The organism is Micromonospora sp. D75 (assembly GCF_018070405.1).
In the GTDB taxonomy this organism is placed as follows: Bacteria; Actinomycetota; Actinomycetes; order Mycobacteriales; family Micromonosporaceae; genus Micromonospora; species Micromonospora chalcea.
This window is the reverse complement of sequence record NZ_JAGPXV010000177.1, coordinates 1-9459: the sequence shown is the minus strand read 5'-3', so window position 1 is coordinate 9459 and position 9459 is coordinate 1. Positions and strand designations below refer to the sequence as shown.

Here is a 9459-nt window from a genome sequence, read left to right as displayed (position 1 = left end):
CACCCCACCCCGCCCGGCCCCGGCCCCGTCGATCATGAGGTTGACGGCACTCACCGTCCCTTTTGTCCCCGCCAACTTCATGATCAACGGTGCGGTGACGGGGGTGGACGGGGGCCGGCGGTGTCGACCAAGGAGATTGCGGCCTGATGTGGCGGGTTGGGGGACGTCAACTCCTTGATCAACGGGAGAGGGCGGGGAGGGGTGGCGGGGGACAGGGATGGGAGTCGATCCCGGTTGGGGCCCGTGATGTGGGATCACAGTGCGGAGCTGTGGTCCGGCCGGGCGTGGTGTGGCAGCATGAGGCACATGACCGCCGCTGTCGTCCGCCGCTTCGTGGCTCGCCGCCACGTCGATTACGGCCGCGTGCGCAGCGCGATCTGTCCGGCCCACTGACGACGCCCGACCCTTCCGTCTCGGGCGCGCACTCGCGCCGGCCGTCATCGACATCGCCGTCCACGGCCCACTCCCGGGCCGGCCGCCGCGTCCGCGCTCGCAGGCACCGCAGCAAGCAATGGAGGACGCCGCGATGGCGGTCAGCAGCACCCCGACCCGTCCCGACTCCCCGGCGCCCGCCGCCCGTGCGCCCCGCCGGCCACGCGGCGAGGGCCAGTGGGCGCTCGGGCACAAAGAGCCGCTCAACCCCAACGAGCGGATCAAGAAGGACGACGACCCGCTGAACGTGCGGGACCGGATCGAGAACATCTACGCCCATCGCGGTTTCGCCTCGATCGACCCGCAGGACCTGCGCGGCCGGTTCCGCTGGTGGGGCCTCTACACCCAGCGCAAGGCCGGCATCGACGGCGGGCGTACCGCAGTCCTGGAGCCGCACGAGCTGGAAGACGAGTTCTTCATGCTCCGCGTCCGGGTGGACGGCGGCCAGCTCAACCTGGCCCAGCTCCGCGTGATCGCGGACATCTCCCGCGAGTTCGCCCGGGACACCGCCGACATCACCGACCGGCAGAACATCCAGTACCACTGGATCCGGGTCGAGGACATGCCGGAGATCTGGCGCCGGCTGGAGGCGGTCGGCCTGCAGACCACCGAGGCGTGCGGCGACTGCCCCCGGATCGTGCTGGGCAGCCCGGTCGCCGGGGTGGCCCGGGACGAGGTGCTCGACCCGACTCCGGCGATCGACGAGATCGTCCGCCGGTACGTCGGCGACAAGGCGTACTCCAACCTGCCCCGCAAGTTCAAGACCTCGATCTCCTGGCTGGTCGACACCCCGTACGAGGCGAACGACATCGCGTTCCTCGGCGTGGAGCACCCGGAGCACGGTCCCGGCTTCGACGTGTGGGTGGGCGGCGGGCTCTCCACCAACCCGATGCTCGCCAAGCGGCTCGGCGTCTGGGTGCCGCTGAACGAGGTGCCGGACGTGTGGGCCGGTGTGGTCGGCATCTTCCGCGACTACGGCTACCGCCGGCTGCGTAACCGGGCCCGGCTGAAGTTCCTGGTCGCCGACTGGGGCGTGGAGCGGTTCCGGGAGGTGCTGGAGAAGGAGTACCTGGGCCGCACGCTGCTGGACGGTCCGGCCGCGGAACTGCCGGCGAAGCCGGTGGACCACATCGGTGTGCACGCCCAGCGTGACGGCGCGAACTACGTCGGCGCGGCCCCGGTGGTGGGCCGGGTCTCCGGCACCCAGCTGGCGCAGCTCGCCGACGTGGTTGAGGCGCACGGCAGCGGCCGGGTGCGGCTCACCCCGTACCAGAAGCTGCTGGTGCTGGACGTGGCGCCGGAGCGGACCGAGGAGCTGGTCACGGCGCTGCGCGGGATCGGCCTGGAGGCCCGGCCGTCGGCGTGGCGGCGCGGCACGATGGCCTGCACCGGCATCGAGTTCTGCAAGCTCGCCATCGTCGAGACCAAGCGGCGCGGCGAGGAGCTGGTCGCGCGCCTGGAGGAGCGGCTGCGCGACTTCGACGCGGACATCTCCATCCACCTCAACGGCTGCCCGAACGCCTGCGCCCGCACCCAGGTCGCGGACATCGGGCTCAAGGGCCAGCTCGTGGTCGGCCCGGACGGCCGGCAGGTCGAGGGTTTCCAGGTGCACCTCGGCGGCGGCCTCGGCATGGCCCAGGGCCAGACCGCCGGTTTCGGCCGCAAGCTGCGCGGCCTGAAGACCACCGCCGAGGAGCTTCCGGAGTACGTGGAACGGCTCGCCCGCCGCTACCTGGCCGGCCGGACCGAGGGTGAGACGTTCGCCAACTGGGTGATCAGAGCCGACGAGGAGGAGCTCCGATGAGCGATGCCCGATCTGCGCCTCTCTACTGCCCGTACTGCGGGGAGGAGGACCTGCGACCGCACGAGGCCGGACACGGCGCCTGGGAGTGCCACGCCTGCGCGCGGGTCTTCGCGGTCAAGTTCACCGGTCTGCTGAGCCGGGCGGTGACCCGGTGAGCGGCCTCGTCTCCGCCGCCGGCCTCGGCCTGATCGGCGAGGCCGGGCCGGCCCGCCGTGACCCGGAGGAGTTGCGCGCGCTGGCCGAGGAGGCCGGCCGGGAGCTGGCGGACGCGCCGGCGATCGAGATCGCCCGGTGGGCGGCCGAGACGTTCGGCGAGCGGTTCTGCGTGACCAGCTCGATGGCCGACGGGGTGGTGGCGCACCTGGTCTCCCGGGTCGCGCCCGGCGTCGACGTGGTGTTCCTGGACACCGGGCTGCACTTCCCGGAGACGCTGCGGGTGCGTGACGAGGTGGCCCGCCGGATGCCGGTGCGGGTGCGCTCGATCCGGCCGCGGATGACCGTGGGCCAGCAGGACGGCCAGTACGGTCCGCGGCTGTTCAACAGGTCCCCGGACGACTGCTGCCAGCTGCGCAAGGTGGAGCCGCTGGAGCGGGCGCTGTCCGGGTACGACGCGTGGGCCGCCGGGCTGCGCCGGGACGAGTCGCCGACCCGGGCGAACACGCCGGTGGTGGGCTTCGACGCGCGGCGCGGCAAGGTCAAGGTGAACCCGATCGCGGCGTGGACGCAGCGGGAGGTGGACGCGTACGTGGCCCGGTACGACATCCCGGTCAACGAGTTGTTCGCCCGTGGCTACGGCTCGATCGGCTGCTGGCCGTGCACCCGGCGGACGAAGGCGGGGGAGGACCCGCGGTCCGGCCGCTGGGCGATGTTCGAGAAGACCGAGTGCGGCCTGCACACCTGAGGGCCGGGCCGCCCGTGGTGCTGGTGGCGCACGGGAGCCGTGACCCTCGGGCGGCGGAGGCGACCCGGGCGCTGGCCCGGGCCGTGGCGGACACCTGGCCCGGCCGTGCGGTGCTGCCGAGCTGGCTGGACCACACCGATCCCGGCCCGGCCGAGGTGCTGCGCGGGCTTGCCGCCGCCGGCCACTCCCGGGCGGTTCTGGTGCCGCTGCTGCTGACCGCCGCGTACCACCGGAAGGTCGACATCCCGGCGGCGGTCGCGGCGGCCGGCGCCGAGATCGAGGTACGGGTGACCGACGTGCTGGGCCCGGCCGGCTCCGGCGTGGACGGCGGGTTGCTGGACGGGCTGCGCCGCCGCCTGGCGGAGGCGACCGGCGACGGGCCGGGCGGGCTGGACGCGGTGGTGCTGGCGGCGGCCGGTACCCGGGATCCGGCCGCTCGTGCCTCGGTGGGCCGGGTCGCGGCGGCGTTCGGCGCCGGGCTGGGCGTGCCGTGCCGCGTGTCGTACGCGTCGGCGGCGCCGCCGGAGGTCGGCGGCGCGGTGGCGCGACTGCGCGCGGCGGGGGCCCGCCGGGTCGCGGTGGCGGCCTACTTCCTGGCGCCGGGCCGGTTCCACGACGGGGTACGCGCGGCGGCCCGGTCGGCGGGCGCGGTGGCGGTGGCGGAGCCGCTGAACGACCTGCCGGAGTTGGCGGATCTGGTCCGGCGGCGCGTGGACACGGTTGCGGCCTGACGGGTGAGGACAACGCAACGCCCCGGCCGGAATCCCGGCCGGGGCGTTGTCGTGTGGTACGGGTCAGGCGGAGTGAGCGCGCAGCACCCGGAGACCGCCGCGGCGCTTCACCGCGCGGCGCTCCTCTTCGCTCATCCCGCCCCAGACGCCGGCGTCCTGACCGGACTCCAGCGCCCACTGCAGGCACTGGTCGGTCACGGGGCAGCGCCGGCAGACGGCCTTCGCCTGCTCCACCTGAAGGAGGGCCGGGCCGGACGTCCCGATGGGGAAGAACAGCTCCGGGTCCTCGTCGCGGCAGACCGAATCGTGGCGCCAGTCCATGGCGGCAACACTCCTCATTCTTAGTGGGTGGCCAGTAAACGCTTCGTTGCTATTCCTATTTGCGTCCGCATTGCCGAAGGGTGACGGTCAGCATCCATCAATTCGGCGCAGCGTGAGCAGGCTGTGGGGTGCCTGGACCTGCTGGAACAGCTCAACCGAACGAGCATATCCAGGCAATGTCCCGGCAACACGAGTTCGCTTGTGAATACTTTCACGAACTACAGCGATGTCAAGGGTGCCGCTCGGAAAAACTCCGAACAGTGAGCGGGCTCACCACCCATTTGTCCGGGTTTACCAGGGTCCTGGTTACCCGGCGTGCCACAGTCGATAATCAATGTAGTACGGTCTGCGTGACGTTGCTGACATTTCCGGCACCCTTCCTCGGCGTGGCGGCCACCGCGCCCGCGCGGCGGGGGGATCCGCGTCAACCGACTGGAGTACCCGAGACCTAGCAGATTACTCTCAGTGCCGCCGGCACGGAGGTGAATCGGACTTTCTCCCGCTCGCCGAGGTAGTCCCCGTCCATCTGGAACGGCAGTGGGCGCTCCGAGCGCAGGGTGAACTCCGCCAGGTCGTGCAGGCGCAGCACCTGCTTGCCGTGCGGGTCCGGCTTCCGGGAGAAGAACTGCGCCGCCGTACGGGCCGTGCTGGCCACCCGCAGCCGCCGCAGCGCGAGCACGTCGAGCCCGAGATCGAACGAGGCTTCCGGGTTCGGGTTGATCTCCCGGTCGCCCAGGTACGTCCACGGCGCGGTGTTCTGGATGATCGCCGTGGCCAGCTCCGTGTCCGGCGCCTCACCCGGACGCTCCAGCGTGATCGACGGGTGGCGGCGGTCCGAGCCGACGAAGTACTGGCTCGCGGTGGACCGGAAGTAGAGCGCCGGCGTGGAGACGCGCCCCTTCTTGCGGGACTGTTCCACCCGGCGGATGACCGCCGCGTCCAGCCCGAAGCCGGCGCAGAACGTGAAGTAGCGGTCGTCGGCCCGGCCCAGCCCGATCGTGCGGGACCGGCCCAGCCGCAGTCCCTCCAGGATCATGCTGGTGCCGTCCGGCCATTCCCGGGGCAGCCCGAGCGCGCGGGCGAAGACGTTCGTCGAGCCGCCGGGCACGGTGGCCAGCGCGGGCAGCCGCTCGGCCGAGGTCTGCCCGGTCCGGAACGTCGGCGGCTCCGCCGCCATCAGGCCGTTTACCACCTCGTTGACGGTGCCGTCGCCACCGAGCGTGACCACCAGGTCGACGCCCTCCTGGGCGGCCTCCCGGGCCAGGTCCATGGCATGGCCCCGCCGGCGCGTGTAGCGCACCGACAGGTCGACTTCACTGCGCAACGCCCGGACCAGCACGTCCCGGCTGCGCTCGCTGGTGGTGGTGGCCTTCGGATTGACCACCAGGACGGCCCGCATGGGCGGCACTGTACCGCGACTACCCACCGGTATCGTGGCGCCCGTGACGATCGACTCCGACCCGGTCCCCGGCACGCTGCGCGCCGCGGTGCTCCTGCTACGCGCGGAGGCGGTGGCGCTCGGGCTGATCGCGGTGTGGCTCATCTGGTCCGACCTCACCGCTGAGACGACGGACCTGGTCTCGGCGCTGTGGGTGACCGCGTTCGCGATCGGCGGCGCGGTGGCGCTCTGGGCGCTCGGCGGCGCGTTGTCCCGCCGTCGCGCCGGCGCACGCGCGCCCGCGATCGTGCTTCAGCTCATGCTGCTGCCGGTCGGCGGGTTCATGATCGAGGGCGGCATGGGCTGGCTCGGGCTGCCGCTCATGGCGTTCGGCATCGGCATGGTCGGGTTGCTGGTGAGCGGCCCGACCAACCGCGCGCTCGGCTTCGGCGACCCGGCCCGCTGAACGCCGGACGGCCGCCGGAGCGGTGGCCGCGACCCGGTCAGTAGCCGCCGGCGCGGCGGGTCAGCAGCGAGATGGTGGCCCGGCCGTCGGTCGCGTGGGCGTTGGCCCCGGTGGTCAGCGCGGTGAGCACCTTCCAGGCGAAGGACGACTCCGACGGCAGCGTCGCGCCCCGGACCGTCGGCACCGTGACCTCGACGGTGAGCGCGTCCTCGGTGACCGCGAACCGGCACTCCAGTTCGGCGTCGCGGGTGGCGATGGCGAGCAGCATGGCGCACGCCTCGTCGACGGCGATGCGCAGGTCCTCGATCTCGTCGAGGGCGAACTGCAGCCGGGCCGCGAGGCCGGCCGTGGCGGTACGGAGCACGCCGAGGTAACCACCGTCGGCGGGCACGGTGAGGTGGACGACGTCGTCGTCAGTCGTCGGGTGCCCGGTCAGTTGAGTCACGGCTCCTCCCCCCGGTGCGGGACTCTACCCGGTCAGGGGGCCGACCGCGTGGGCGCGGCCGTCGCGTGCGTGGCGAGCTCGCGCAACGCGGGCCCGGCCAGGCGGTACGGGTTCCACTCGTCCATCGGCGTGGCGCCGATCGCGGCGTAGAAGCGGGCTGCCGGGTTCCAGTTGATCATCCACCACTCCAGCCGCTGGTAGCCGCGCTCGACGCAGATCGCGGCGAGGGTGGCCAGCAGCATCCGGCCCGCGCCGGTGCCCCGGGCGGACGGGCGGACGTACAGGTCCTCCAGGTAGATGCCGTGCACGCCGGCCCAGGTGGAGAAGTTGAGGAACCAGAGCGCGAAACCGATCGGCTGGTCCGCCGCGTCGACGGCCACGTGACCGAAGAGCGCCGGCGCCGGCCCGAACAAGGCCGCCTCCAGCTGCTCGGCGGTGAGGTGGCACTGCTCCGGGGCGCGCTCATACTCGGCGAGTTCGTGCACCATGGCGACGACGGCCGGTACGTCCCCAGGACGTACCGGCCGGATCGTCGGAGTGCCGTCGGGCGACGTCACGCCTGCTTGGTCTCCCAGAAGATCTTCGAGATCTCGTCGATCTTCGCCAGCAGCTCGTCCGCCTTGGCCGGGTCGGTCGCGCCCTTGGCGCCGGCCGCGCCGGCCAGCTTGGTGGCCTCGTTGAACAGCTGGTGCAGGTGCGGGTACTTCTCGAAGTGCGGCGGCTTGAAGTAGTCGGTCCAGAGCACCCACAGGTGGTGCTTGACCAGCTCCGCCCGCTGCTCCTTGATCAGGATGGCGCGGGTGCGGAACTCCGGGTCGGTGTTGGCCTGGTACTTCTCACAGATCATTTTGACCGACTCGGCCTCGATCCGGGCCTGGGCCGGGTCGTATACGCCGCAGGGCAGGTCGCAGTGAGCGCTGGCCGTCACCCGGGGCGTGAGGATGCGGGGAAGGCGCATCAGGGTCCTCCATGGGTTGTTTGCGATGATCCAAGACGACATTACTCCTGGAGACGCCCTCGGGGGCTGGGAGGTGACATGGCGCCCACCGGCGAACCTCCGGCGCTGCGCGGCCCGCTGACGCCGGTGCTGGTGACCGGCCCCTCCATGTCCCCCACGCTGCGGCACGGCGACGCGGTGCTGGTCCGCACCGGCGGCCGGGCGGTGCGCCCCGGTGACGTGGTCGTCGCGGTCTTCCGCAGCCGTCCCGACCTGCTCGTCGTCAAGCGGGCGGTGGAACCGCGCGACGGCGGCTGGTGGTTGCGCGGCGACAACGAGTTCGTCGCCGACGACTCCCGCGCGTACGGGGTGGCCGACGTCCGCGGCCGGGTGGTGGCCCGCTGGTGGCCGCGTCCGGGACTGGTCAGGGGCCGGTAACGACCGGAGCGGATATGACCCCGCTCACATACTGGCTGCCGAAGCGTGACTATGCTCGGAAAGTGCCCGGGTGACCCCCGCACCGCCGCGCCGCCGGTCGCTGACCACCGCTGACCACGCCGGCCGGTCCGTCTGCTCGACAGATCCTGGAGTCACCATGTCTTCGTCCACCCCGGACCCCGCCGATCCCGTCTTCCGCCTGCACGTCGGCGGCAAGATGGCAGTCGCCTCCACCGTCCCGCTGACCAGCCGCGAGGACCTCTCCCTCGCGTACACCCCGGGGGTTGCCCGGGTGTGCGAGGCGATCGCCGCCGACCCCGCGCTCGCCGACACCTACACCTGGGTGTCGCACACCGTCGCGGTCGTCACCGACGGCTCCGCCGTACTCGGTCTGGGCAACATCGGCCCGCGCGCCGCGCTGCCCGTGATGGAGGGCAAGGCGGTGCTGTTCAAGCAGTTCGCCGGCGTCGACGCGGTGCCGGTCTGCCTGGACACGCAGGACGTGGACGAGATCGTCGCGACGGTCAAGGCGCTCGCGCCCTCGTTCGGCGGGATCAACCTGGAGGACATCAGCGCTCCGCGCTGCTTCGAGGTGGAGCGGCGGCTCGACGAGGCGCTGGACATCCCGGTCTTCCACGACGACCAGCACGGCACCGCGATCGTGGTGCTTGCCGCGCTGCGCAACGCCGCCACGCTGCTCAACCGCAAGCTCGGCGACCTGCGGGTGGCCGTCAGCGGCGCGGGCGCGGCCGGTGTCGCGGTGACCAAGATGCTGATCGCCGGCGGCGTCGACCCGGCCGGGGTGGTGGTGTGCGACTCGCGCGGCATCATCGGCCGGCACCGCGAGCTGACCGGCACCAAGGCCGAGCTGGCCGAACTCACAAACGCCGAGGGGCGCCAGGGCGACATCACCGAGGCGCTGCGCGGCGCGGACGTGCTCATCGGCGTCTCCGGTGGCCAGATCCCCGAGGCGGCGGTGGCCGGCATGGCGCCCGGCGGCATCGTGTTCGCGCTGGCCAACCCCACCCCGGAGGTGCACCCCGAGGTGGCCGCCCGGCACGTGGCGGTGGTCGCCACCGGGCGCAGCGACTACCCGAACCAGATCAACAACGTGCTCGCGTTCCCCGGCGTGTTCCGGGGCGCGCTGGACGCCGGCGCCACCCGGATCACCGACTCGATGAAGGTGGCCGCCGCCGACGCCATCGCGAACGTGGTGGCCGAGTCGCTCACCGCCGACGCGATCGTGCCCTCGCCGCTGGACCCCCGGGTCGCGCCGGCGGTGGCCGAGGCGGTCGCCGAAGCCGCCCGCCGCGACGGCGTCGCCCGCCGCTGAGATGTAAGGAAGGGGCCCTTCTTAACGCCTCCGGTAGAGGAAGGGCCCCTTCTTAACTGCTGCTCAGCTTGTTACCGTGCCGATCATGCGTGCTGCCTTCGCCTCGGCCTTCGACACCGACAACCCGCTCGCCGCGCTCGCCGTCGGCGACCGTCCCGAGCCGACCCACCCGCAGGACGACTGGGTCACCGTGCGGGTCCGGGCCAGCTCGCTCAACCACCACGACCTCTGGTCGCTGCGTGGCGTGGGCCTGACCGCCGACCAGCTCCCGAT

The 9459-nt window shown here is 72.4% G+C and carries 12 protein-coding genes and 1 pseudogene; 8 read left to right on the top strand and 5 right to left on the bottom strand.

The features are described from left to right. Window positions 1–526 precede the first annotated feature (526 nt). The 4 genes from KBX39_RS13425 to KBX39_RS13410 are packed head-to-tail and all read left to right on the top strand — an operon-like array spanning window position 527 to window position 3868. Entirely contained in the window at window positions 527–2236 is a 1710-nt protein-coding gene (locus KBX39_RS13425; RefSeq protein ID WP_043330952.1) for a nitrite/sulfite reductase, read from the top strand. Next, window positions 2233–2391, top strand: a complete 159-nt coding sequence (locus KBX39_RS13420; protein WP_013288361.1) for a hypothetical protein — start codon at window positions 2233–2235, stop codon at window positions 2389–2391. The genes KBX39_RS13425 and KBX39_RS13420 overlap by 4 nt, the downstream gene beginning before the upstream one ends. Next, on the top strand, window positions 2388–3137 hold the full coding sequence (locus KBX39_RS13415; RefSeq protein WP_043328516.1) for a phosphoadenylyl-sulfate reductase: 750 nt from the start codon (window positions 2388–2390) through the stop codon (window positions 3135–3137). The genes KBX39_RS13420 and KBX39_RS13415 overlap by 4 nt, the downstream gene beginning before the upstream one ends. 14 nt (window positions 3138–3151) lie before the next feature. Next, entirely contained in the window at window positions 3152–3868 is a 717-nt protein-coding gene (locus KBX39_RS13410) for a sirohydrochlorin chelatase (RefSeq protein ID WP_064447881.1), read from the top strand. Window positions 3869–3931: 63 nt separating this feature from the next. Here the strand turns inward: KBX39_RS13410 and KBX39_RS13405 are convergent, their stop codons facing one another. Both KBX39_RS13405 and KBX39_RS13400 read right to left on the bottom strand, forming a co-directional pair. Next, window positions 3932–4189, bottom strand: a complete 258-nt coding sequence (locus KBX39_RS13405) for a WhiB family transcriptional regulator (RefSeq protein WP_013288358.1) — start codon at window positions 4187–4189, stop codon at window positions 3932–3934. A 448-nt stretch (window positions 4190–4637) separates the two neighbouring features. After that, window positions 4638–5588, bottom strand: coding sequence for a diacylglycerol kinase family protein (locus KBX39_RS13400; protein ID WP_030503232.1), 951 nt, complete (start codon window positions 5586–5588; stop codon window positions 4638–4640). Between the two features lie 43 nt (window positions 5589–5631). Between KBX39_RS13400 and KBX39_RS13395 the strand changes: the two genes are divergently transcribed. Continuing rightward, window positions 5632–6033, top strand: coding sequence for a hypothetical protein (locus KBX39_RS13395; RefSeq protein WP_210870798.1), 402 nt, complete (start codon window positions 5632–5634; stop codon window positions 6031–6033). Window positions 6034–6070: 37 nt separating this feature from the next. Here the strand turns inward: KBX39_RS13395 and KBX39_RS13390 are convergent, their stop codons facing one another. Genes KBX39_RS13390 through sodN form a run of 3 tightly spaced genes read right to left on the bottom strand, consistent with a single transcriptional unit; the run spans window position 6071 to window position 7436 of the window. Next, complete coding sequence (locus KBX39_RS13390) at window positions 6071–6478, bottom strand: ATP-binding protein (RefSeq protein ID WP_030503230.1); 408 nt, start codon at window positions 6476–6478, stop codon at window positions 6071–6073. A gap of 32 nt (window positions 6479–6510) precedes the next feature. Beyond that, on the bottom strand, window positions 6511–7035 hold the full coding sequence (locus KBX39_RS13385) for a GNAT family N-acetyltransferase (protein ID WP_210870794.1): 525 nt from the start codon (window positions 7033–7035) through the stop codon (window positions 6511–6513). Beyond that, entirely contained in the window at window positions 7032–7436 is a 405-nt protein-coding gene (sodN, locus tag KBX39_RS13380) for a superoxide dismutase, Ni (protein WP_043328527.1), read from the bottom strand. Before sodN ends, KBX39_RS13385 begins: the two co-directional genes overlap by 4 nt. Window positions 7437–7514: 78 nt before the next feature. On the opposite strand from sodN, the gene KBX39_RS13375 reads away from it, so the two are divergent. From KBX39_RS13375 to KBX39_RS13365, 3 genes and pseudogenes are all read left to right on the top strand, one after another. Further along, window positions 7515–7853, top strand: coding sequence for a S24 family peptidase (locus KBX39_RS13375; RefSeq protein WP_043328529.1), 339 nt, complete (start codon window positions 7515–7517; stop codon window positions 7851–7853). Window positions 7854–8010: 157 nt separating this feature from the next. Beyond that, window positions 8011–9186: an NADP-dependent malic enzyme gene (locus KBX39_RS13370; protein ID WP_043328531.1), complete on the top strand. Its 1176-nt coding sequence runs from the start codon at window positions 8011–8013 to the stop codon at window positions 9184–9186. Window positions 9187–9262: 76 nt separating this feature from the next. Continuing rightward, window positions 9263–9459, top strand: a pseudogene (locus KBX39_RS13365) (Zn-dependent oxidoreductase); the annotation flags it as partial.

What these genes read in the sequence shown, in the direction of transcription:
- KBX39_RS13405 (WP_013288358.1), bottom strand. Translation starts at nt 4,189, where the DNA reads ATGGACTGGCGCCACGATTCGGTCTGCCGCGACGAGGACCCGGAGCTG.
- KBX39_RS13375 (WP_043328529.1), top strand. Translation starts at nt 7,515, where the DNA reads ATGGCGCCCACCGGCGAACCTCCGGCGCTGCGCGGCCCGCTGACGCCG.
- KBX39_RS13420 (WP_013288361.1), top strand. Translation starts at nt 2,233, where the DNA reads ATGAGCGATGCCCGATCTGCGCCTCTCTACTGCCCGTACTGCGGGGAG.
- KBX39_RS13370 (WP_043328531.1), top strand. Translation starts at nt 8,011, where the DNA reads ATGTCTTCGTCCACCCCGGACCCCGCCGATCCCGTCTTCCGCCTGCAC.
- KBX39_RS13400 (WP_030503232.1), bottom strand. Translation starts at nt 5,588, where the DNA reads ATGCGGGCCGTCCTGGTGGTCAATCCGAAGGCCACCACCACCAGCGAG.
- sodN (WP_043328527.1), bottom strand. Translation starts at nt 7,436, where the DNA reads ATGCGCCTTCCCCGCATCCTCACGCCCCGGGTGACGGCCAGCGCTCAC.
- KBX39_RS13425 (WP_043330952.1), top strand. Translation starts at nt 527, where the DNA reads ATGGCGGTCAGCAGCACCCCGACCCGTCCCGACTCCCCGGCGCCCGCC.